Origin of the sequence: Flavobacterium sp. YJ01 (assembly GCF_029320955.1) — a bacterium.
In the GTDB taxonomy this organism is placed as follows: domain Bacteria; phylum Bacteroidota; class Bacteroidia; order Flavobacteriales; family Flavobacteriaceae; genus Flavobacterium.
In genome coordinates this window covers 3940379-3964629 of the sequence record NZ_CP119757.1, presented here as the reverse complement: position 1 = coordinate 3964629, position 24251 = coordinate 3940379, and the positions used below count along the sequence as shown (strand labels likewise).

At 33.5% G+C, this 24251-nt stretch carries 19 protein-coding genes; 12 read left to right on the top strand and 7 right to left on the bottom strand.

What is annotated here, in order from left to right:
• Nucleotides 1–65 precede the first annotated feature (65 nt).
• A complete protein-coding gene (gene secA / locus P0R33_RS17475) occupies nucleotides 66–3413 on the top strand; it encodes a preprotein translocase subunit SecA (protein ID WP_276172449.1) in 3348 nt (1115 codons plus the stop codon).
• A 151-nt stretch (nucleotides 3414–3564) separates the two neighbouring features.
• Here secA and P0R33_RS17470 read toward each other — a convergent pair whose 3' ends face one another.
• Complete coding sequence (locus tag P0R33_RS17470) at nucleotides 3565–4227, bottom strand: RNA methyltransferase (RefSeq protein WP_276172448.1); 663 nt, start codon at nucleotides 4225–4227, stop codon at nucleotides 3565–3567.
• Between the two features lie 137 nt (nucleotides 4228–4364).
• Between P0R33_RS17470 and P0R33_RS17465 the strand changes: the two genes are divergently transcribed.
• From P0R33_RS17465 to P0R33_RS17455, 3 genes are all read left to right on the top strand, one after another.
• Nucleotides 4365–5054: an NAD-dependent deacylase gene (locus tag P0R33_RS17465; RefSeq protein ID WP_276172447.1), complete on the top strand. Its 690-nt coding sequence runs from the start codon at nucleotides 4365–4367 to the stop codon at nucleotides 5052–5054.
• A gap of 204 nt (nucleotides 5055–5258) precedes the next feature.
• Nucleotides 5259–6605 carry an adenylosuccinate lyase gene (gene purB, locus P0R33_RS17460; RefSeq protein ID WP_276172446.1) on the top strand — a complete coding sequence of 449 codons (1347 nt, stop codon included), beginning with the start codon at nucleotides 5259–5261 and terminating at the stop codon, nucleotides 6603–6605.
• 242 nt (nucleotides 6606–6847) lie between these two features.
• A complete protein-coding gene (locus tag P0R33_RS17455) occupies nucleotides 6848–9085 on the top strand; it encodes a cation:proton antiporter (RefSeq protein ID WP_276172445.1) in 2238 nt (745 codons plus the stop codon).
• Nucleotides 9086–9247: 162 nt separating this feature from the next.
• On the opposite strand, the gene P0R33_RS17450 is transcribed toward P0R33_RS17455, so the two are convergent.
• Together P0R33_RS17450 and P0R33_RS17445 are read right to left on the bottom strand one after the other, a co-directional pair.
• The gene (locus P0R33_RS17450; RefSeq protein WP_184159842.1) at nucleotides 9248–9886 is read right to left on the bottom strand and encodes a peroxiredoxin; all 639 of its coding nucleotides are present in this window, start codon (nucleotides 9884–9886) and stop codon (nucleotides 9248–9250) included.
• A 111-nt stretch (nucleotides 9887–9997) separates the two neighbouring features.
• Nucleotides 9998–10909 carry an AEC family transporter gene (locus P0R33_RS17445; protein ID WP_276172444.1) on the bottom strand — a complete coding sequence of 304 codons (912 nt, stop codon included), beginning with the start codon at nucleotides 10907–10909 and terminating at the stop codon, nucleotides 9998–10000.
• A gap of 117 nt (nucleotides 10910–11026) precedes the next feature.
• Here P0R33_RS17445 and P0R33_RS17440 point away from each other — a divergent pair, with 117 nt between their 5' ends.
• The 3 genes from P0R33_RS17440 to meaB all read left to right on the top strand — a co-directional run bounded on the left by P0R33_RS17440 (nucleotide 11027) and on the right by meaB (nucleotide 13573).
• Nucleotides 11027–11434, top strand: a complete 408-nt coding sequence (locus tag P0R33_RS17440; protein ID WP_276172443.1) for an Rrf2 family transcriptional regulator — start codon at nucleotides 11027–11029, stop codon at nucleotides 11432–11434.
• A 57-nt stretch (nucleotides 11435–11491) separates the two neighbouring features.
• Entirely contained in the window at nucleotides 11492–12133 is a 642-nt protein-coding gene (locus P0R33_RS17435) for an NAD(P)H-binding protein (RefSeq protein ID WP_276172442.1), read from the top strand.
• Between the two features lie 342 nt (nucleotides 12134–12475).
• Complete coding sequence (gene meaB, locus P0R33_RS17430) at nucleotides 12476–13573, top strand: methylmalonyl Co-A mutase-associated GTPase MeaB (protein WP_276172441.1); 1098 nt, start codon at nucleotides 12476–12478, stop codon at nucleotides 13571–13573.
• Nucleotides 13574–13853: 280 nt separating this feature from the next.
• On the opposite strand, the gene P0R33_RS17425 is transcribed toward meaB, so the two are convergent.
• The 3 genes from P0R33_RS17425 to P0R33_RS17415 form a co-directional block, all read right to left on the bottom strand.
• Nucleotides 13854–15791: an LTA synthase family protein gene (locus P0R33_RS17425; protein ID WP_276172440.1), complete on the bottom strand. Its 1938-nt coding sequence runs from the start codon at nucleotides 15789–15791 to the stop codon at nucleotides 13854–13856.
• Between the two features lie 61 nt (nucleotides 15792–15852).
• Nucleotides 15853–16080 (bottom strand): hypothetical protein, encoded by a 228-nt coding sequence (locus P0R33_RS17420; RefSeq protein WP_276172439.1) that lies wholly within the window; start codon nucleotides 16078–16080, stop codon nucleotides 15853–15855.
• A gap of 41 nt (nucleotides 16081–16121) precedes the next feature.
• On the bottom strand, nucleotides 16122–17504 hold the full coding sequence (locus P0R33_RS17415) for an MATE family efflux transporter (RefSeq protein WP_276172438.1): 1383 nt from the start codon (nucleotides 17502–17504) through the stop codon (nucleotides 16122–16124).
• Nucleotides 17505–17694: 190 nt separating this feature from the next.
• Between P0R33_RS17415 and P0R33_RS17410 the strand changes: the two genes are divergently transcribed.
• On the top strand, nucleotides 17695–18216 hold the full coding sequence (locus P0R33_RS17410) for a hypothetical protein (protein WP_229349080.1): 522 nt from the start codon (nucleotides 17695–17697) through the stop codon (nucleotides 18214–18216).
• A gap of 178 nt (nucleotides 18217–18394) precedes the next feature.
• On the opposite strand, the gene P0R33_RS17405 is transcribed toward P0R33_RS17410, so the two are convergent.
• Nucleotides 18395–19273: a PPK2 family polyphosphate kinase gene (locus P0R33_RS17405; protein WP_276172437.1), complete on the bottom strand. Its 879-nt coding sequence runs from the start codon at nucleotides 19271–19273 to the stop codon at nucleotides 18395–18397.
• 89 nt (nucleotides 19274–19362) lie between these two features.
• Here P0R33_RS17405 and P0R33_RS17400 point away from each other — a divergent pair, with 89 nt between their 5' ends.
• The 4 genes from P0R33_RS17400 to P0R33_RS17385 all read left to right on the top strand — a co-directional run bounded on the left by P0R33_RS17400 (nucleotide 19363) and on the right by P0R33_RS17385 (nucleotide 24239).
• Nucleotides 19363–20199, top strand: coding sequence for a hypothetical protein (locus P0R33_RS17400; RefSeq protein ID WP_276172436.1), 837 nt, complete (start codon nucleotides 19363–19365; stop codon nucleotides 20197–20199).
• Between the two features lie 339 nt (nucleotides 20200–20538).
• Nucleotides 20539–21039 (top strand): sigma-70 family RNA polymerase sigma factor, encoded by a 501-nt coding sequence (locus P0R33_RS17395; protein ID WP_229349070.1) that lies wholly within the window; start codon nucleotides 20539–20541, stop codon nucleotides 21037–21039.
• A 2-nt stretch (nucleotides 21040–21041) separates the two neighbouring features.
• Complete coding sequence (locus P0R33_RS17390) at nucleotides 21042–22004, top strand: hypothetical protein (RefSeq protein ID WP_276172435.1); 963 nt, start codon at nucleotides 21042–21044, stop codon at nucleotides 22002–22004.
• 69 nt (nucleotides 22005–22073) lie between these two features.
• The gene (locus tag P0R33_RS17385; RefSeq protein WP_276172434.1) at nucleotides 22074–24239 is read left to right on the top strand and encodes a von Willebrand factor type A domain-containing protein; all 2166 of its coding nucleotides are present in this window, start codon (nucleotides 22074–22076) and stop codon (nucleotides 24237–24239) included.
• Nucleotides 24240–24251 lie beyond the last annotated feature (12 nt).

Genomic DNA, 24251 nt, shown 5'->3' with positions numbered 1-24251 from the left:
TCTCATCATAGAGGCTTTTTTTTTGGTTCAAATACATATTAAATAATAAAGAAATAAAATAAATCATGAGTTTCATAAACAGTATTATTAAAGTCTTTGTAGGTGATAAATCACAGAAAGATGTCAAAGCTTTACAACCTTACTTAAATAAAATTAAAACATTCGAAGCTCCCTTAATGAGTCTAACTAATGACGAATTAAGAGGAAGAACTGTTTATTTTAAAGATAGAATCAAAGAAGCTAGAGCTGATAAAGATGCTAAAATTGCTGCGCTTAAAGCAGAAGTAGAAAACATCGAAGACATCGACAAAAGAGAAGATCTTTATGATGCTATTGATGCTCTTGAAAAAGAAGCTTACGAGATTTCAGAAAAAACTTTATTGGAAATTCTTCCAGAAGCTTTTTCTGTTGTTAAAGAAACGGCTCGTCGTTTCAAAGAAAACTCACATGTTGAAGTTACTGCAACGGCAAAAGACCGTGAATTTTCTGCAACAAAGCCATATATTACAATTGATGGTGAAAAATCTATTTGGGCTAACAAATGGAATGCTGCCGGAAAAGACATCACTTGGGATATGATTCACTATGATGTTCAGTTAATTGGTGGTATGGTTTTGCACGAAGGTAAAGTTGCCGAAATGCAAACGGGAGAAGGTAAAACTTTGGTTGCTACTCTTCCTCTTTACTTAAATGCTTTGACTGGAAACGGAGTTCACTTAGTAACTGTGAATGACTACTTAGCAAAACGTGATAGTACATGGAAAGCTCCTTTATTCGAATTCCACGGTTTATCTGTTGATTGTATCGATAATCACCAGCCAAGTACAGAACAAAGAAAGAAAGCATACGATGCCGATATCACTTACGGAACTAACAATGAGTTTGGTTTCGATTATTTAAGAGATAATATGGCGCACTCTCCTAGCGATTTAGTTCAAAGAAAACACAATTTTGCTATTGTCGACGAGGTCGATTCTGTATTAATTGATGATGCTAGAACACCGCTTATCATTTCTGGACCAGTTCCTCAAGGAGATCGTCATGAATTCAATGAATTGAAACCAAAAATCGAAAACTTAGTTGCACAACAACGTCAGTTAGCAAATGGTTTCTTAGCTGAAGCTAAAAAATTAATCAAAGAAGGAAATACTAAAGAAGGTGGATTCTTATTATTAAGAGCTTACAGATCTTTACCTAAAAATAAAGCATTAATTAAATTTTTAAGTGAAGAAGGAATTAAACAATTGCTTCAAAAAACTGAAAATCAATACATGCAAGATAACAATCGCGAAATGCATAAAGTGGATGAAGCTTTATATTTTGTGATTGAAGAAAAAAACAATCAAGTTGAATTGACAGATAATGGTATTAAATACCTTTCTGGAGATACAGATGCCGATTTCTTCGTTTTACCAGATATCGGAACAGAAATCGCTGCGATTGAAAAACAAAAACTTGACAAAGATTCTGAAGCAGAAGCTAAAGAAAGATTATTCCAAGATTTTGGAGTAAAAAGCGAGCGTATCCATACTTTAACTCAGCTTTTAAAAGCTTATGCTTTATTTGAAAAAGATGTGGAATACGTAATCATGGACAACAAAATTATGATTGTCGATGAACAAACAGGTCGTATCATGGATGGTCGTCGTTATTCTGACGGTCTTCACCAAGCGATTGAAGCAAAAGAAAATGTAAAAATCGAAGCTGCAACACAAACATTTGCAACAGTTACATTACAGAATTATTTCAGAATGTACAGCAAATTAGCAGGTATGACAGGTACAGCTGTTACAGAAGCAGGCGAGTTATGGCAGATTTACAAATTAGACGTTGTTGAAATTCCAACTAACCGTGGAATCGCAAGAATTGATAAAGAAGATTATATCTACAAAACAACACGTGAGAAATTCAACGCTGTAATTGAAGACGTTACTGAATTATCACAAGCTGGAAGACCAGTATTGATTGGAACAACTTCTGTAGAGATTTCAGAATTATTAAGCCGTATGCTTAAAATGAGAGGAATCACACACAACGTATTGAATGCTAAAATGCACAAGCAAGAGGCACAAATCGTTGAAGAAGCTGGTAAAGCTGGAGTTGTAACTATTGCAACAAACATGGCAGGTCGTGGTACCGATATTAAATTATCTCCAGAAGTAAAAGCTGCGGGAGGTTTAGCAATCGTTGGTACAGAACGTCATGATTCTCGTCGTGTAGACAGACAGTTACGTGGTCGTTCTGGTCGTCAAGGAGATCCAGGAAGTTCTCAATTCTACGTTTCTCTTGAAGATAACTTAATGCGTTTATTCGGTTCTGAAAGAGTTGCGAAAGTAATGGACAGAATGGGATTGAAAGAAGGCGAAGTTATTCAGCATTCTATGATGACTAAATCTATTGAACGTGCTCAGAAAAAAGTAGAAGAAAACAACTTTGGTGTTCGTAAACGTTTATTAGAATATGATGACGTAATGAACTCTCAACGTGAAGTAGTTTACAAACGTCGTCGTCACGCATTGTTTGGCGAGCGTTTAAAACTGGATATCGCGAATATGCTTTACGATACTTGCGAATTAATTGTAAGCAACAATAAAGTAACAAATGATTTCAAAGGATATGAATTTGATTTAATTCGTTATTTCGGAATCACTTCTCCAATTTCAGAAGCTGATTTTGCTAAATTATCTGACATTGAAGTTACAGGAAAAGTATACAAAGAAGCATTGGCTTTCTACACTGAAAAAACAGAAAGAAGCGCAAGAGAAGCCTTCCCAATTGTAAAAGGAGTTTATGAAGAGCCAAATAATCACTTTGAAAGAATTGTAGTTCCATTTACAGACGGAATTAAAACTTTGAATGTGGTAACTGACTTGAAAAAAGCTTACGAAAGCGAAGGCGCTCAATTAATCGCTGATTTCGAGAAAAATATCACGCTTTCTATTGTTGATGAAGCTTGGAAAAAACACTTACGTAAAATGGACGAATTGAAACAATCTGTTCAATTGGCTGTTCACGAACAAAAAGATCCATTGCTTATCTACAAATTAGAAGCTTTCAACTTGTTTAGAGGAATGTTGGACAATGTGAACAAAGAAGTAATTTCATTCTTATTTAAAGGTGATTTACCTGCTCAAGAAACTCCTGAAATTCACGAAGCAAGAGAAATCGCTCGTCCAAAAGAAAATTTACAATTAAGTAAAGACGAAATTCCAAACAGCGAAAGTTTGAACCGTGAAGCTGGAGAAACTCAACAACGTCAGGTTACAGAAACTATCGTTAGAGATATGCCAAAAATCAACAGAAACGATACTGTTACAGTTCAGGAAGTTGCTACTGGTAAAACCGAAACTATGAAATTCAAAAAAGCAGAAAGTTTATTAGCTGCTGGAACTTGGGTTTTGGTTAATGAATAAATAGATTTAATCTAAAATATAAAATCCCCGATTACAAATGTAGTCGGGGATTTTTTTGTTTTTTTGCCACTAATTACAGCAATTTTCACGAATTGCTTTTTTATTTTTCTGAAAAAAAATCAGCATGAATTTGTGAAATTCGTGGCAAAAATTATCTCGGATTATCCTGATAATATCTTTCTTCTATTCTTTTAATATCTTTTATAGAATTCTTTGCCCACAACAAACGTTTTACTAAAATTTCTTCTTCAGATAATTTCCAATTAATATCAGATCTTCTTAACCTGTTTGTCAAACTCTGAATTATGATTGCTGCGGAAACAGAAATATTTAAACTTTCTGTAAAACCAACCATCGGTATTTTTAAAAAACCATCTGCATTGTCCATAATTTCTTTTGACAAACCTTCTTTTTCTGTACCGAAGAATAAAGCGCTGGGTTTTGTAATATCGAAATCTTCTAACATGCAATCTTTTTCATGCGGTGTCGTAGCAATAATTTGATAACCTTTTCCTTTTAAATCAGAAAGACAACCTGAAACCGAATCAAATCTATTAATATCAACCCATTTTTGAGCGCCAAGAGCAATTTCTTTATCGATACGTTTTCCAAAACGCTGTTCGATTACATTCAATTCCTGAATTCCAAAAACTTCACAGCTTCTCATTACAGCGCTTGTATTATGCATTTGATAAACATCTTCAACAGCAACTGTAAAATGTTTAGTTCTGTTTTCTAATACTTTTAAAAAATTAGCTTTTCTATTATCAGTTAATATGTTTTCTAAGAATGCGAGGTAATCTAAATCAATCATTTTTAATATTTTTATTTCTAACTATAAGTTCATCAGCCTACATTAAGGAAATTTAGTTTGCGAAAATAACTATTTCATTTGAAAGATTTCTCATTTCCTTATCTTTGAATGAGAATCAAAAAAATCTTCATATAAAAATGAAAAAGAAACTTGTAGTCTTAACAGGAGCAGGAATTAGTGCAGAAAGCGGCATCAAAACTTTTCGCGACAGCGATGGTTTATGGGAAGGTCATGATGTTATGGAAGTTGCCACACCTGAAGGCTGGCATAAAAATCAAGAATTGGTTTTAGACTTTTACAACAAAAGACGTCAACAACTAAAAGAAGTTAATCCAAATTTGGGGCATATTATTTTAGCTGAACTTGAAAAAGATTTTGATGTCCATATTATTACTCAAAACGTGGATGATTTGCACGAGCGTGCAGGAAGTACAAAAGTTTTGCATTTACATGGAGAATTATTAAAAGTGAGAAGCGTTCGAGATAAAAATCTAATTTTAGATTGGACAGAAGATTTATTTACTGGAGATTTTGATGAAAACGGACACCAATTAAGACCTCATATTGTTTGGTTTGGCGAAGAAGTTCCTGCATTAGAAGAAGCAATTGACATTACTGAAACTGCAGATTATTTTGCTGTAATTGGAACTTCGCTACAAGTTTATCCTGCGGCTGGCTTAATTGCTTATGCTCCAAGTACAACGCCTGTTTTTTATATTGATCCAAAACCAATTGCGATTCCGAATATTAGAAATAAAGTAGAAACAATTGCAAAATTTGCCTCTGAAGGAGTTGCGGATTTGAGAGAGAAATTAAAATCGATTTAAACACATAATTTAATGAACACAAATTTCACGAATTGACACGAATCTTTTGCGTTATCTATCAAGTTGCCAAAAAAATCCGTGTCAATTCGTGAAATTTGTGTTATGTTCTATTTTTCTCTTTTTAAATTTATTCAATTGACTTTCTGATTACTTTAAATCCGCAAATTCTGTTTATATTTGCACCTTTCGAAAAACAACATAACAATGACTACTCTAAACGAATTGAATGCTATATCGCCAATTGATGGAAGATATAGAAATAAAACTCAAAATTTAGCCCCTTTTTTCTCTGAAGAAGCTTTAATAAAATACCGTGTTTTGGTTGAAGTGGAATACTTCATTGCTTTATGCCAAATTCCATTACCACAATTGCAAGGTATTGATTCTAGTTTGTTTGAAAGCTTGAGAAATATCTACAAAAACTTCTCAACTGAAGATGCACTTTGGATTAAAGAAACAGAAAAAGTAACCAACCACGACGTAAAAGCGGTTGAGTATTTCATAAAAGATGCTTTTGAAAAATTGGGTTTATCTCAATATAAAGAGTTCATTCACTTCGGATTAACATCTCAAGATATTAATAATACTGCAATTCCGCTTTCTACAAAAGAAGCGTTTGAGCAAGTTTATATGCCGACTTTAATTGCTGTAATTGCAAAATTAAAAGAATTATGTGTTGAATGGAAAGACATTCCGATGTTGGCTCGCACGCACGGACAACCAGCCTCTCCTACTCGTTTAGGAAAAGAAATCTTGGTATTCGTAGAGCGTTTAGAAGAGCAAATGCGTTTGTTATTCAACATTCCGTTTGCCGCTAAATTTGGTGGTGCAACAGGAAACTTCAATGCACACCATGTAGCGTATCCGCAAATTGACTGGAAACAATTCGGAAATAAATTTGTTGAAACAGATCTTGGTTTAAAACATTCTTTCCCAACAACTCAAATTGAGCATTACGATCATTTTGCTGCTTTTTTTGATGCTTTAAAAAGAATCAACACGATTATCATCGATTTAGACCGTGACATTTGGACGTATGTTTCGATGGATTATTTTAAACAAAAAATCAAAGCTGGAGAAATCGGTTCTTCTGCAATGCCACATAAAGTTAACCCAATTGATTTTGAAAACTCTGAAGGAAACTTAGGAATTGCAAATGCTATTTTTGAACATCTTTCTGCAAAATTACCAATCTCAAGATTACAGCGCGATTTAACTGACAGCACTGTTTTACGTAACGTTGGAGTTCCTTTTGGACATACAATTATCGCTTTTGAAGCAACTTTAAAAGGTTTGAATAAATTACTTTTAAACGAAAGTAAATTTGCCGAAGATTTAGAAAGAAACTGGGCAGTTGTGGCTGAGGCAATTCAGACTATTTTGCGTCGTGAAGCTTACCCAAATCCGTATGAAGCTTTAAAAGGTTTAACAAGAACAAACGAAGCTATTGACAAAAATGCAATTCATAATTTTATTGCAACTTTGGAAGTTTCTGATGCTGTTCGAGCAGAATTATTATCAATAACGCCTAGTAATTACACAGGAATTTAAAGAAAAACACCAAATATTTTACCAAAAAAAGCTATCTTTATCGAGATAGCTTTTTTTATTTAAATCCAGAGTTTAGCCCAGATTGAAATGAAAAGCCTTTTGTGAAAAAAGCCATATTTTTTTGCCGTTACAGAGCGACCAACGGAAGCTCCTGAAACGGCGCCAAAAAATAGGCGTTTTTGAACAAAAGCTTGAAATGAAAAGCTGGATCAGCTCCTTAAAAAAAAATACCACGTTTTTATATGATTGCATTAAATGCCGCTGCCGAAAGTACACACCATCTACAACCTCTAATTAGTGATTTGGGATTAATCCTGATGACAGCTGGAATTGCCGTTCTATTGTTTAAAAAAATGAAACAACCTTTGGTTTTAGGTTACCTGATTGCAGGATTTTTAGCCGGAAACCATTTCGATTTCTTTCCTTCTATTACAGACATGAAAAGTGTTGAAGTTTGGGCAGAAATCGGGGTTATATTTTTACTTTTTAGTTTAGGACTCGAATTCAGCTTTAAGAAACTAATGAAGGTTGGAGGCACCTCGTCTGTTACCGCCATAACCCAGATTTTATTCATGACATTAGTCGGGTTTTGCGTTGGACAATGGATGGGCTGGGGAAAAATGGATAGTATTTTTCTTGGAGCAACGCTTTCTATTTCTTCAACAACCATTATCATTAGAGCTTTTGATGAATTAGGAGTTAAAGGAAAAAAGTTCGTCGGAATTGTATTTGGGGCTTTAATTGTTGAAGACATTGTTGCGATTTTAATGCTCGTTTTATTATCAACGATTGCAGTAAGCGATCAAGTTTCTGGAACAGAATTATTGCAATCTGTCTTAAAATTAGTTTTCTTTTTAATCATTTGGTTCTTAGGCGGAATCTTTATTATTCCGACAATTTTTAAAAAAGCAAAACACCTTTTGACAGACGAAATGTTGCTTATAATATCATTGGCATTATGTTTAATGATGGTGATTTTTGCTGCAAAAGTTGGATTTTCACCTGCTTTAGGAGCTTTTATAATGGGTTCTATTATTGCTGAAACAACGATGGCAGAAAAAATTGAGCATTTAATTCAGCCAGTTAAAGATTTATTTGGTGCCGTTTTCTTTGTATCGGTAGGAATGTTGATTAATCCTGGAACTTTAGTTTCTTATGCTCTTCCTGTTGCTTTAATTACTTTATTAACTATTTTCGGAAAAGCTTTTAGTTCTTCTATCGGAGCATTGATTTCTGGTCAGCCATTAAAACAATCTGTACAAACTGGAATGAGTTTGGCGCAAATTGGAGAATTCTCTTTTATTATTGCAACTCTTGGAATGACGCTAAAAGTAACCAGCGATTTCTTATATCCAATTATTGTTGCAGTATCTGCCATAACTACTTTTACAACTCCTTTTTTGATTAAGTATTCCGAAAGATTTGCTTTGTTTTTAGAATCAAAAATGCCGAAACGATGGGTTAAAAATATCAACCGATATAGTGTAAATGCGCAAGCTATTAAATCTGTCAGCACTTGGCAGATTGTACTTCGTTCATCTATAACGCAGATTATACTTCATACCATAATTATTACCGCAATTATTTTATTGTCAGCTAAATTCGTTGCTCCATTGGTAGCCGATACACGATTTGGAAACACTTTAGCAGCTTTATTGACATTAGTTATTATTGCTCCTTTTTTATGGGCGCTTTCGCTTCGACGCGTAAAAGTTGAAGAAGTAGAAATACTTTGGGAAGAACGAAAATACAGAGGAGCTTTATTAATGCTTATTTTAATCAGAATGAGTCTTGGATTGTTCTTTGTCGGATTTTTATTGAATATATTCTTCTCGCCTTTAGTTGCTTTTATTGCGCTTATTATTGCGATTGGAGCTTACCAGATTTTCCCTAAAAAATTAAATGAACAATATCATAAAATTGAAAATCACTTTTTGAAAAACCTGAACGATCGTGAGAACAAAAAGATAGACAGAAGATATGCTAATTTAATGCCTTGGGATGGTCACATGTCTTTTTTTGATATTAAAAAAGAATCTAATTTGGTTGGTAAAACATTACAGGAATTAAAGATTCGCGAACAATTAGGAATTAACATTGCATATATAAAGCGCGGGGAAGTTACAATTCCGATTCCAACTAAAAACGAGCGTTTATTTCCTGGAGATGAAATTTGTGTAATTGGAACTGATGCACAAATTGTTGAATTCACAAAATATTTAAATCAAAACGAAACAGAAGCGCCAGAAAAAGTAGAAGAAACTAATATTGTTTTACGTCAGCTAGAGGTTTCTCAAGATGAATTCGTTCAAAAAAGCATTGGTCAATTCAGAACCAAAACGGACGGAATGGTTGTCGGTATCGAAAGAAATGGAAATCGTATCTTAAATCCAGAATCTAGTTTAATTCTAGAAAAAAATGATATTCTTTGGGTTGTTGGAGACAAAAAAAGAATGAATGCTTTGTTGGCGGTTAAGTAAGGTTCTGAGGGGCTAAGTTGCTAAGGTTCTAAGTTTTCTACCAAGTCGTTGTGAATTTTTATAAAAAAATAAAACGCTAAGATTTCAATTTGTGAAATCTTAGCGTTTTTTATATCAAAAACCTTAGAACCTTAGCATCTCAGTATCTTAGTACCTCAAAAACTATTTATTCGGTTGCGGAGTCAAACGTAAATAAGGTTTTATTGGCGTATGCCCTTTTGGGAATTTTGCTGGAATATCGCTGTCGGGAATTGCTGGCGCAATTACAACATCTTCTCCGTCTTTCCAGTTTGCAGGAGTTGCAACGCTATAATTTGCTGTTAATTGCAAACTATCGATTACACGAAGTAATTCGTCAAAATTTCTTCCTGTCGAAGCTGGATATGTCAAAGTCAATTTGATTTTTTTATCTGGTCCAATAACAAAAACAGAACGAACTGTAAATTTATCACTTGCATTAGGATGAAGCATATCGTATAAATTCGCTACTTTTTTATCTTCGTCTGCAATAATCGGGAAATTAACTTCTGTATTTTGAGTTTCGTTAATGTCTTTAATCCACTCTTTGTGCGAATCTAGACCATCTACACTTAGTGCAATAACTTTCGTATTTCTTTTAGTAAACTCAGGAACATAATTCGCTACAGTTCCTAATTCAGTTGTACAAACAGGAGTAAAATCTGCTGGATGCGAAAATAAAACACCCCAAGAATCTCCTAACCATTCATGAAAATTGATTGGTCCCTGCGTGGTTTGTGCGCTGAAATCTGGTGCTATATCGCCTAATCTTAATGTTGACATAATTTATCTTTTTTAGTTCCATTAAAATTAACTAAAAAATGCATTTAGAAAACATTCAAAAGGTAAAAAAAAGTTAAAATTCTACTTTCTCTATCTAATTAGTATTTTGAATTAAATAAAACTCAAAACAAAGTACCAAATAGCAAGGGTTAAGAAAGAAATCGGGATTCCAAAACCAATCATCATACTGCTTAATTTTGGTTTTAAGCCATACGTTGAAGCTAAGATTGCGCCAGTAATCATTGGAGCCATTGCGGTTTCCATCAATGTGATTTTTATAACTTCAGAACGTTGGTTGAAAATAAAAACATACAAGACAAAAATTATAAAAGGAACTAAAACTAATTTAAAGAAAAGTCCCAATCGCAAGAATTTCCAATGCTGGCTTTTTCTATCAAAAGTTAATTGTAATCCAACAGAAAGTAATGCTAAAGGTGTTACTAAACTTCCAATTTTTAATAATGCGCTCTGTATATTTTCATGTAAATCATAATTCATAACATTTAAAACACAAGCTAAAACAAACATTAAAAATGGCGGAAACGTAATAATCTTTTTAAATATCCCTAAAAAATTCGGACTCCCTTTAGAATAAAAAGCTGCGGTAAAAACACCAAGAGTAGAAACAACGACAAAAGTTCCCGGTTGATCTACTAAAACAGCCGTTTCTAATCCTTTTTTCCCAAATAAAGCTTCAATTATCGGATAACCTAAAAATGAACTATTGCTTAATCCTGCAGTTAAAATCAAACAACCAATCAATTTATTTGACCAGCCATTTCTTCTTCCTAAAATATGAAAAAAGATAAAAGCCAAAATATAAGTTATCCAGCCTGCTCCTATCGGAAATAATAAATCATTACTCCATTTTATCTTCGGAATATGATATAAAGTAATCGCGGGAAGACAAAAATAGATGACTATTTTATTTAATGTCTTGTAAATATGAATCGGAAATTGCTTCACTCGCTGTAAAACTAAACCGAGTGCAAGGAATAAAAATATTAGAAGAAAATTGTTCATATCTGTAGTTCATTACAAAAATAAGTATTTAAAATTTGAGGTAAAGAATTAATTTTTAGTTAAATTAGTATTTTGTGTTACAAAAAAACGTAAATTTGTAACATATTTTATTACAGTATGATTTCAGGTAAATTTGCCATAACGATTCACATTCTTACTTTGTTGCATAAATTTCCAAACGATTATTTATCGTCGGAGTTTATTGCGGGAAGCATGAACGTAAATCCAGTTTTGATTAGAAAAGAAATTGCCAATTTAAAATCGCATCATATCGTAGAAAGTAAAGAAGGAAAAAATGGCGGAACGAAATTGGCCGTAAACGCTTCTGAATTAACATTAAAAGAAATATTCGAAATGACTTTTGAAACCATTGGTTTAGGTTTTGCTAAAAATCAGCCAAATCCTGATTGTCCCGTTGGAAAAAAAATCAATCAGAATCTGGAAGCTTTATACAGCGAAATGAACGAGAAAGTAAGCGCACAATTGCAGAATATATCTTTGGAAGATTTTTCGAATCAATTTTAAGACTATTTTTTTAACCAAAACTGTAACATTTTTTATTACTAAATAAATTTATATATTATGAAAATCGCACTTATCGGAGCAACAGGATTTGTTGGCTCAGCAATTTTAAACGAATTAGCAGATAGAAAACACGAAATTACAGCTATCGCAAGAACTCCAAAAGACACTTCAAATGCAACATGGATTGCAGCTGATATTTTTAATATTGACGCATTGGCTGAAATTTTAAAAGGTCACGATGCTATTATTAACGCTTATAATCCGGGATGGACAAATCCAAATATTTACGATGACTTTTTAGCAGGTTCTAAAGCAATTCAGGAAGCTGCAAAAAAATCGGGCGTAAAACGTTTCATTACAATCGGAGGCGCTGGAAGTTTATACGTTGCACCAGATTTGCAAGCAGTTGATACGCCAGATTTTCCAAAAGAAATTTATCCTGGTGCAAATGCTGCAAGACATTATTTAAATATCATTAAAGAAGAAAAAGATTTAGATTGGGCATTTTTTAGCCCTGCATTCGAAATGCACGCTGGAACTAAAACAGGAAGAACTGGAAAATACCGTTTAGGATTAGAAAATCCAGTTTTCAACGACGAGCAAAGAAGTATTTTATCTGTAGAAGATTTGGCGGTTGTTATAGCTGATGAAGTAGAAAATCCAAAACATCACCAAGTTCGTTTTACGGCGGGTTACTAATTTTTTTAGATGCTAAGATCCTAAACATCTAAGTTTTTTGTTAGCCACGAATTACACAAATTTTCACAAATTATTTTTATAAGCTCTAGATGTCATCCTGAGCGAAGTCGAAGGACTCACAAAGTAATTCCATAATAATATTCAGACCCGACAGGTTTTAAAAACCTGTCGGGTTTCTTTGTATTAAACAATCTTTGTTGAGCTACTTGCGTGTCCTTCGACTTCGCTCAGGATGACAAAAAAAGCTGTAACAAATTAGTGGAAATTCGTGTAATTCGTGGCAAACTAACTTTTTGAAACTGTTTTTGTTTTCAGTACTTTTACATTTCTAAAAAATGCATTTTGTCAAATTTGAATAAACAAGTTGGAAACATCTCTGAAAAACCTGGGATTTCATCTCCCGAAATCACCAATATTTCGGCTATTAATCAAATTAAAAACAAACGCAGACAACAACCAACTTCTCAAGAATTAATTAATGGTATTTTAGACGGAAATAGAACTTCTTTAAGCCGTGCGATTACTTTAATCGAAAGTACAAACCCTAATCATTTTGAAAAAGCAAATGAAGTAGTTCAAGGCTGTTTAGCTCATGCGAATAATTCGATTCGTATTGGAATTACCGGTGTTCCTGGTGTCGGAAAAAGTACTTTTATTGAAGCTTTTGGAAAACATCTGACACAATTAGGAAAAAAAGTAGCTGTTTTGGCAGTTGATCCAAGTAGTTCTCTTTCGCACGGAAGTATTTTGGGTGATAAAACCCGAATGGAAGAATTGGTTAAAGATGAAAATGCTTTTATTAGACCAAGCGCTTCTGGAGAAACTCTGGGCGGTGTGGCGCGAAAAACCCGAGAAACTATTATTCTTTGCGAAGCCGCAGGTTTTGATACTATTATTATTGAAACCGTTGGAGTTGGTCAAAGTGAAACCGCTGTTCACAGCATGGTCGATTTCTTTTTGCTTTTAAAGATTTCTGGCGCTGGAGATGAACTTCAAGGCATTAAACGCGGAATTATGGAAATGGCAGACTCAATTGTAATCAATAAAGCGGATGGTGATAATATTAAAAAAGCTAATCAAGCGAAAGTTGAGTTTAATCGCGCTTTGCATTTATTTCCTCCGAAAAAATCAAACTGGCAACCAAAAGTTACAACTTGTAGTTCTGTAACAAAAGAAGGCATTCCTGAAGTTTGGAATACGATTTCTGATTATTTTAATCTAACAACAGAAACAGGATTTTTCCAAGAAAAAAGAAATGAACAAAATCATTTCTGGATGATGGAAACCATCAATGAACAGTTGAAACAAAACTTTTATAATCAACCCGAAATTATTTCGCTTTTAGAACAAAATAAAAAAGCAGTGCAAAACAATGAAATTTCACCTTTTGCAGCTGCTTCTGAGTTATTAAAATTGTATTTTAATAAAGGTGCAAAGTAGCAGAGGTTCAAAGGGACAAAGGTTTTTTCTCGATCTTGTCATTTCGACCGAAGGGAGAAATCACACAAGAAACTCCGCAAACAAAAGCTAACCTTTGTCGAATTACTAGTGTGATTTCTCCCTTCGGTCGAAATGACAAAACTGTCCTATTTTTTCGTGGTTTGTCAGTTCGAGCGTCCCGAGGTTTCGGGAGAGAACCCGCAAAGCATTTCAATTTCATTAAAAACAACAAAGATCCAAAGTAAAACCTTTGAACCTTTGTAACTCTGAGCCTTTGAACCTATTTCTTAGCCCTAAGCTTATACTTACTTTCCTTATACAAATTCCCAGCTGTAATTACATGTGCTAAAGCATCTTTTGCTAATTCTTCATTTAATTTTACTGGAATTAAAGTCGTATCATTTTTAACTTCAAATTGAAGTGGTTTCAAATTTGGTTGCATAATCACAACCTGATTTTCGACTCTAAAAGCATTAATATCATTAAACTGCATAATAGCTCTTCCCTGTACTTTTGCATCTAATTTGGTTAAATTTCTTCCAACCATTGGCGTTTCAAAAGGAATTCCTAAATATGCTAATAATGTCGGCGGAATGTCTATCTGACTTGCTAATCTATCATAAACCGCTCCTTTTGCAACACCTGGCCCCATAATGAATGCAGGAATGTGGAATTTATTAATCGGAACTAAATTCTTTCCATATGTTCTCGTGTTATGGTCAGCGATTACAATGAAAATTGTGTTTTTAAAATACGCTTCTTTTTTCGCCATTTCGAAGAATTTTCCAATAGAAAAATCAGCATATTTCATGGCGTTATTTACTGTTGCAGGCTTTTTGTCATAAGGTTTGATTCTTCCTGCTGGATATTCAAAAGGTTCATGATTCGAAGTCGAAAACATTAGAGAGAAAAATGGTTTATCTCCTTTCGATTTAAAATATTCGTTGGCTTTAGTTATCAAATCTTCATCAGAATAACCCCAAGTTCCTTTGAAAGCATATTTATTTCCATCAGATTCAAAATCGGTTTGGTCTACGATATCCTGAAATCCATTTCCGTTGAAAAAGGAAGCCATGTTATCAAAATTTGCCATTCCGCCATAAATGAAACTGGTATTGTAACCTTTTTGTTTTAAAGCATCCGCAAGGGTAAAAAATCCTTGTTGAGAATTTCCTAATCTAACCACACTTTCAGAAGGAGAAGGTAAAAATCCAGTTACGACAGCTTCAATTCCCCGAACGCTTCGAGTTCCTGTGCAGTATAAATTGGTAAATAAAGTTCCTTCTTTAGACAATTTATCAAATTCGGGAGTTAATGGTTTTCCTCCTAAAATTCCAACATATTCGGCACCTAAACTTTCTTGTAGAAAAATGACCAAATTATAAGGCTTTTTCAAAACAGAATCTGGCTGCTGTACATGCAAAAACGGAATTTCAGCATCTGTAAAATCATTTGGTCCAGCAATCATGTATTTTTTTACACGAGCAATGGCTTCGGCTTCATCCATTTTTCCATACATTTTGGTATTTCCTTCGTTTTTAATTGAATACGCCGCAAAGGCAACTGTATAAAACGAATTCAACCCCAAAGTATTCGTCAATTGATCTGTAGAAAAAACAGCATTACTAGCATTAATCGGGCGTTTTGAAGTCAAACTTGAACGTGCTCCGAAAAACAATAAAAAAGCCAATAATGGAAATACCATTAATTTGAATTTATAATCGGCCTTAACCGTATAAAAAAACTTTTTCCCTTTTTTGAAAGCAAAATAAAGTACAACTCCCAGAATCATAAATGTTACGATTATAGAAGTCAGATAACTTTTTAAAAGCATTCCGACAACTTCTTTTGGGTAAATCAGATAATCTAAGAAAATCTTATTCGGACGTGTATCGTATTGTTTTATAAAATCTGGCGAAGCTAATTCTACAAAAAGAATTAAAAACAGAAATATAAAGCTGTAGATTACCAAAAACTTATTGGTAAATTTCATCCACTTATTCGGCAGAAAAGTAATTAATAATGCCGGAAGAAATGATAAATAACAAAGTAATATCAAATCCATTCTAAGACCAATCGGAAAAATATACCAAAAATCTGGCGTCTGTTCTACTCTTTCTTTAAAAAGAAAAAATAAAAAAAGACGGCTTAAAGTGGTAATCAATAAACCGATTAATATGAAATTGAAAATCGGTTTTAAAAAACTTAATTTTTTCATTAAAAATAGAATAAGAACGTAAAAAATCAATTTAAAAGTAAAGACGCATGGTTATGCCTCTTTACTCTTCGTAACGATTTATTTCTCTGTCATAAAACTCATTTGCTTTTTCGATCAAAGTTTCCATTTCTGCATTTAATTCTGCTTCATCAAGATCTTCAGGCTCTTCTAAAAATTCTACCTCATCATCTTTCAAATTGATTATAAATCTTGGATAATCAAGGTGAATGATAAAAATATCATCTGGAAAATCAGTATTATCTCCAAGTAAAAATTTAGGTAATTCCATATTTATTTATTTTTATTAATGGTTATTTTTTTCAAATTTAGTTATTCGAAACTGTTATTTGTAATTAATTTCTTCGTTAAATAATTAAAGCGTAAATACAGCATAACCGCCGCCGCCGTTAAACCTGCTAAAAGTCCGATCCAAACTCCTTGCGCTTTCAGTTCGGTATGTTCTCCTAAATAATAAGAAATCGGAAAACCAATTACCCAATAAGCTACGAAGGTAATATACATCGGAATTTTAACGTCTTGCAATCCTCTCAGCGCGCCTAAAACCACAACCTGAATTCCATCTGAAATTTGGAAAACCGCTGCTATTAATAATAATTTGGAAGCAATAGCAATTACTTCTGTATTATCTGTAAGCTGAATTGTATTTTCCATATTTAAGAAAATATGTGGCAAGACAGTATGAAAAGCTATAAAAATTAAAGCAAAGAAAACTTCTAAAATAATAGCCAACAGGAAAATAGATCTTGCTACAACAAGCAGTTTTTTATAATCTGTTAAACCTCTCTGATTACTTACACGAATCATCGAAGTTACACTTAATCCCATCGCAAACATAAAAGTAAGCGATGCAAGGCTCAATGCAATTTGATTGGCAGCCTGACTTGTTTTTCCGATATTTCCGCAAAGCCAGATCGAAGCTGTAAATAAAACCACTTCAAACAACATTTGCATTGCTGATGGAAAGCCTATGCTTATAATTTTCTTTATAGTAGCTTTTTTGATTTCATTAAAACTAAAACCTTTAAAAAAACGTTTTAAATCGTCTCTTCGCGAAAGCATGATATGCATAAACATGACCAAAAATATTCTAGAAATTACCGTTCCTAAAGCAGCGCCAATAATTCCCATTTTTGGAAAAATCCAAATTCCGTAAATTAAAACATAATTTATTCCAACGTGCAGCACATTTGCCATAACCATCGCATACATAGAATATTTGGTCAATGACATTCCGTCTGCAAATTGCTTATAACCTTGATACATAACCAGAGGAATGAGCGAAAAAGCAACCCAACCCAAATACGGTTTTGCCAAAACAATAACGTCTTCTGGCTGTTTTAATAATTCCATTATTGGTTTTGCGCACATAATCACGCTAAAAAGTACCAGACCTAAAATGGTACAAAGAAATAATCCATGATGAAACGCAGAACGGATTTTAGTATCATTTTTCTCTGCATCTCCTTCAGCAACAATTGGCGTTATTGCTGTTGAGAAACCAATTCCAAGCGACATTGCGATAAAAATCATACTGTTTCCTAAGGAAACCGCAGCCAATTCTGTACTTCCAATTTTTCCGACCATAATATTGTCGACAATACCAATTAAAGTATGCCCAACCATACCCAAAATAACAGGATAAGCCAATCTTAAATTATACGAAAACTCTTTGGTGTACTGCTTTAAATTCACTTCTAATCAATTTTAGTCGGCAAAGATAATCAGAAGCTTCGAATTCTATCCTATTAATAAAATTATATACCAATTTTAAGACAAAAATAAGGCGAACTCAATATTATATAAAGATTTTTAAAAATTGTATAACAATCTGCAAATACCTCCGTTTTACTTTTACATTATTAATAATTCAAAATTATAAGCCATGAAAAAATTACAGATTATTTGCCTAGCTGCTTTTGCTTTTTTATTCTCTAACACAACTTTCGCTCAAGAAACAGAAGCAACAAATTACGATCAAGGATTTAGATTAGGTTTTGGTGTAAATGGAGGATTACCAACCGATGGGGATTACGACTGGGCTCTTGGTGGAGACGTTCGTTTACAATACGATTTATCTAAAAAAACATCCCTAACCTTAACAACAGGATTTACTAATTTATTTAATGGCGACAAAGATGCCGCAGGAAATGACATTAAAGATTTAGGATTTATTCCGGCTAAAGCAGGTTTTAAAGCCTTTGTGTTAAAAGATCAATTTTATGTATTAGGAGAAGTTGGTGCTGGTTTTGCCGTAACAAACGGGTACAATAACACTACTTTTTTATGGGCGCCAGGAATTGGATATGCTAACAAGTATATCGACTTGAGTGTACGTTACGAAGATTACCACGATTTTAGAACCAATCAAGTAGCATTGCGTGTTGCTTATGGTTTTAAACTATAAAAAATAGGTTTAATTTATTATTTTGTTTTTGGATAAAAACCGACAGATCGCATAGTCTGTCGGTTTTTTTATTTTATAAAATTGAAATCACAAACCAATTAAAAACAAGCCCGACAGGTTTTAAAAACTTGTCGGGCTTGAAAAATTATCTAATTATCAAATTGACACATTATCTAATTTAACTTTTCTCCAAAGTCTTTTTATAAACATCAAAATTATCTAGAATTTCTTTATCTAAAGGCGGAACCTGAATATCGGTATATTGCTTCATTTCTTCCCAAATTATCTTCGCTACAATATAACGCGCCATATCTTTATCGTCGGCTGGAATAATGTACCAAGGCGCATGTTCTTTAGAAGTCTGATTGATGGCTTCTTCATAATATTTTTGATATTCATCCCAATGTTCGCGTTCTTTCAAATCTCCAGGCGAAAACTTCCAATTATGCTTTCCTTCTTCTAGACGGCGTAATAAACGGCTTTTTTGTTCGTCTTTACTCAAATGCAAAAAGAACTTCATAACTATAGTTCCGTTTTCAGCAATGTGTTTTTCAAAATTATTGATTTGATCAATTCTCTTTTCCCAGAATTTAGGTTTTATATCGTCAACCGAATTAATTCCTGGTAAATTCTCAGCCAAAATAAATTCAGGATGTACGCGCGTCACCAAAACATTTTCATAATGCGTTCTATTAAAAATCGCAAATTTCCCTTTTTCTGGAAGCGCAATATAATGACGCCACAAATAATCATGTTCCAATTCGGTTGAATTTGGCGTTTTAAAACTATGTACCACTACTCCACGCGGATTAAATTCTTTAAAAACTTCACGAACCAAACTGTCTTTTCCAGAAGTATCCATTCCTTGAAGGCAAATCAAAACCGAATATTTATTGTGCGCATACATGATATCCTGCAAATCGCTCAGTTTATCTTTTACTTTGTCTAGTTTATCTTCCTTTTCATCATCGTCAGCGTCGATATTCAATAAAGTTGGAAGGTTCTTTAATTTTACTTTATCTGTAACTTTAAAATCTTTTGGATCTATTGACTTCATATTTTCAAATTTTATATTATAAATATAGTAATTTTACGAATTAGGATAACTATAGAAACTGCTATTCATAGCTTTTCAAAACAACATTCATGGAAAAATTCACCTTAGAAATATTATTTCAAATCATCGGAATCGGTTCGGCATCAGGATTATTTTATAACAACGATGCACTTTACGTAATTGGCGACAACAGCGGATTCTTATACGAATACAATATGCAGAATCAGCAATTGAACCAGCACGCTTTAATTGATAATCCAACGCAAAATATTCCAAAAAACCTAAAACCAGATTTTGAATCTTTGACGCACCATAACGATACGCTTTATGTTTTTGGTTCGGGTTCTACCGAAAACCGAAATAAAATGATTGAATTTGATCTTAAAAACAAAGCCGTTTCAAAGAAAAACAATTTAGTCGATTTATATGCTTTAATGCAAAGTTTTGGCGAAATAAAACCAGAAGATTTCAATTTAGAAGGCGCGATTTTCGACGGCGAAAACTGGTATTTATTTAATCGAGGAAATGGCGTTTCTAACAAAAACACCATTTTTACCATTCATGCTAAAAAACTAGACGAAGAATTTGCTTTAATTTCTGTTAATTACAAATTGCCAAAAATAAAAGGCGTTCGTTCAAGTTTTACCGATGCCGTTTTAGTAGACGATAAAATCTATTTTCTTTCTACCGCAGAAGATACCAAATCGACTTATGACGATGGCGAAATCTTAGGAAGTTTTATCGGTAGAATTGATCTTAAAACCATGAAAATCGATTTTACGCAAAAAATCACTGCAACCAATAAATTTGAAGGTTTGACTTTCTACAAAAAAGAAAACAATAAAATTGAGTTTTTACTTTGTGAAGATAATGATACGGAAGTTTTAGAAACTAAGATTTATAAATTGACGTTGCCTGTTAAATAAAGACTTTCTCAGAATAAATAATTCCTCATTTTTGTCATTCCGAGGAACGAGGAATCTCCACAAGAAACTCCTCATGCATAATCGTCAATCTTTGTCGAGCTACTTGCGAAGATTCCTCGTTCCTCGGAATGACAAGTTTCCGGATAATTACATAACGCAAGATGCACTGCAGTGCGTCTCGACAGTAAAAACCTTTGTAACTTTGTTTCTTTGCAACTCTGAACCTTTAAAAAAAAATATTTTTTTTTCAACCTTCCCAACCTTTTTATCTTTTTATCTCTCTATATAAGAAAGACAACAATTGTGATAAACGAGACTCAAATAGCAAACTGTAAAAAAATGCACCGCGATGCCCAGCGCGAGGTGTACGAATACATGGCGCCTAAGTTGTACCGCCTTTGCAAAAGATATTTAAAAAAGGAAGAAGAAATTGAAGAAGCTCTTGCCGATGCATTCTTCACTATTTTCACCAAACTAGATCAGTTAAAAGAAGCTTATGCTTTTGAAGCTTGGGCCAAAAGAATAACGGTTAATCATTGTTTGGCGACCATTAGAAAAGCAACCAACTTTAATATGTATCTCGACGATGTGAAATTGCTTTCGCAGCCTTCTGTCGACGAATTAAACACGTTAGAAGAAGAAGATTTACTTAATTTATTAAACCATATTCCAGACGGCTGTAAAACTGTTTTCAACCTTTTTGTTATTGAAGGTTATGGACATAAAGAAATAGCCGAAATGCTGAAGATCTCCGAAGGCACCTCAAAATCACAATTGAATGCCGCTAAGACCAAATTGAAAGAACTGGTTAATAAACTGTATTATCAAAAAGCAAAATAGTCATGGACAATCAAGATAAATTATTCGATAAAATAAAAGAAGCTTCGCAAAATGCGGAGTTTAAAGACTTTCCCGGAATGGAAAAAGTCTGGTCGCGCGTTGAAGAAAAACTAGACAAAAAAGAAGACAAAAAAACAATAGCGCTATGGAAAAAAATTGCTGTTGCTGCTTCTCTTCTTTTACTGATTTCTATAGGTTTTCAATTTTTGCACTCTGATAAAAATGCCGTAACCGAATCTCCAAAATTGGTTATTCAGGAAACGGAAAAAGAACAATCTGAAAAACCTATTTTAGATCAAAAAAATACAAATCCGTCATCAGATTCTGGAATTGTTTCGAATGAAGAAGCAGTTAAAATTTTAGAAAATCAAACTAAAAACAAAGAAAAAGTAGCTGTTCAGGAAACTATAGCTCCAAATATGGAAGTTGTTCGATCAATATCTGAACCAGTAATGACTTCAGACGCGATTGTTTCTGCAAATGCTCCTCTTAAAAGTTATGCTGCCGAAGATAAGATTGCTACAAGAAAAGATTCTATACTTGAAAGCCGCTATTATGAAACAAAAGAAAGAGAATCTGCAAAAGTAGCTTATGCCTCGGCAGCAACGCAAAAAGCAAAGAAAAGCAGTCCTTTAGTAGTTCTTAACGGAAATGCAATGGCACATAGTGACGATGCCAAAAAAGATAAAATGCTTCGAGAAGAAATACCAAATTTTACTCCAGAAAATGTAGATTCACTGGTAATTTTAGATGAACCTTTATACATTATCGACGGCATTTATTATTCTGAAAATGATTTATTTGGAAAAAATCCAACGAGCCCATATGCTCCTTTAGACAAACAGGAAATTAAAACCATAACTATTTTGCAAGACCTTGAAGCCACTGAAAAATATGGCGAAAAAGGTAAAAAAGGAGTTGTAATTATTACCACAAAAAACGGAAAACCAGCTCCGAAAAAGTAATCTAAGCTTTGTCAAAGTCTGCAGCTTTGACAAAGCAAAATCCGAAAATTAATCTTAAAACTTATTATCATGAAAAGTCTAAAACTTATTTCATCAGCTATTGCTATGCTTATATGTTTCGTAAGTATGGCACAAGAAAGAACTATTACTGGAATCGTTTCAGACGAAACAAAACAGCCACTTCCAGGTGTAAATGTTTTCAATCAGACAGCAAAAACTACAGCTGCTACTAATTTTGATGGACAATACAGCATTCAAGCTAAAAAAGGCGATCTTTTGGTCTTTACTTTTATCGGTTACAATTCGCAAAGACAATATGTACAAGATTCTAATATCATTAATATAAAAATGTATTCCGATCAACAAACTTTAAACGAAGTTGTAGTGGTAGGTTATGGAAGAAGTAATTCGGAATACGAAGACAGAAGTTATGCACGTGCCGAAAAAAGAAAAGAAAAAAAAGAAGCCACAAAAGCACTTCAAGGCAAAGTAGCGGGAATTCAGGTTTCCAATAATATTGCATATGTTGCAAGTCCAAGCCAGAACGTAGCCATCCGTGGAATTGCTACTGTTTCTCCAAAAAATGAACCTTTATATATTATTGATGGAGTTCCTGCAAAAGCCAATCAAATGGCAAAAATTAATCCGAATGATATTGATAATGTTTCGGTTTTAAAAGATCAAGCGGCGACTTCGGTATACGGAAGTAAAGCTTCAAATGGAGTTGTTGTTATTTCGACTAAAAATGAAATTTACAAAAATCTTTCTGAAAAAGAATTAGACAAAAAATTAAATATCATGCCAATTCCTGCCGAACCAACTCAGGAAGATTATGATGCTTTTGTAGAAAATGCTTTCGAAAGTCCAAAAACGGCGCCGCTTTCTACTTTTTCTATAGATGTTGATAATGCGTCGTATACAAACATCAGACGTTTTTTGAACAACGGACAGCAAGTTCCAAAAGATGCGGTTCGTGTAGAAGAAATGGTAAACTTTTTCAAATACACTTATCCGCAGCCAAAAAATGAACATCCGTTTTCTATTAATACAGAAGTGAGCGATTCTCCTTGGAATCCAAACAACAAAATCCTGAAAATCGGTTTACAAGGAAAAAATATTCCGACTGAAGATTTACCAGCTTCTAATCTTGTTTTCTTAATTGATGTTTCGGGTTCGATGAGCGACATGAACAAACTGCCTTTATTAAAACAATCTTTGAAAATTTTGGTAAACGAATTAAGATCGAAAGACAAAGTGGCAATTGTGGTTTATGCGGGTGCTGCTGGAATGGTTTTACCTCCAACTTCTGGCGATGAGAAAAAAACAATTATCGATGCTTTAGATAAATTACAATCTGGCGGAAGTACGGCTGGAGGCGCGGGAATTGAATTGGCGTATAAAACGGCTACAGAAAATTTCATTAAAGATGGGAATAATCGTGTGATTCTAGCAACAGATGGCGATTTTAATGTGGGAAGTTCTTCTAATTCTGATATGGAAAAACTAATTGAAGAAAAAAGAAAAACAGGCGTTTTCTTAACTTGTTTAGGCTACGGAATGGGAAATTACAAAGACAGTAAAATGGAAATCTTAGCCGATAAAGGAAACGGAAATTACGCTTATATAGATAATATTCAGGAAGCAAATCGATTTTTAGGAAAAGAATTTAAAGGTTCAATGTTTGCTATCGCGAAAGATGTAAAAATTCAAATCGAATTTAATCCAAAACAAGTTCAGTCGTATCGTTTAATTGGGTATGAAAACAGAAAATTGCGTCCAGAAGATTTTAAAAATGATGCCATTGATGCGGGAGAATTAGGAAGCAATCATACCGTTACGGCTTTGTATGAAATTATTCCAACTGGTGTAAAAAGCGATTATTTGACTGCACAGCCAGATGATTTAAAATATACTAAAACAGAAACCAATTCTAACAATTACACCAACGAATTGGCAACAATTAAATTCCGTTACAAAAAACCAGACGGCGAAAAAAGCATCGAAATGGTTCAGGTTATTGAAAACAAATCGGTTGCTTTAAACAAAGCAAGTGACGACATGAAATTTAGTTCTGCTGTAGCTTGGTTCGGATTGAAATTGAGAGATTCGAAATTAATTGCTGACAAATCTTCTGAAGAAATTGTAAAATTAGCGAAACAAGGAAATTCAAACGACGGCGAAGGCTATAAAGCGGAGTTTATTCGTTTAGTTGAAACTTCAAAACAGTACAATTAATAAAAATTATAT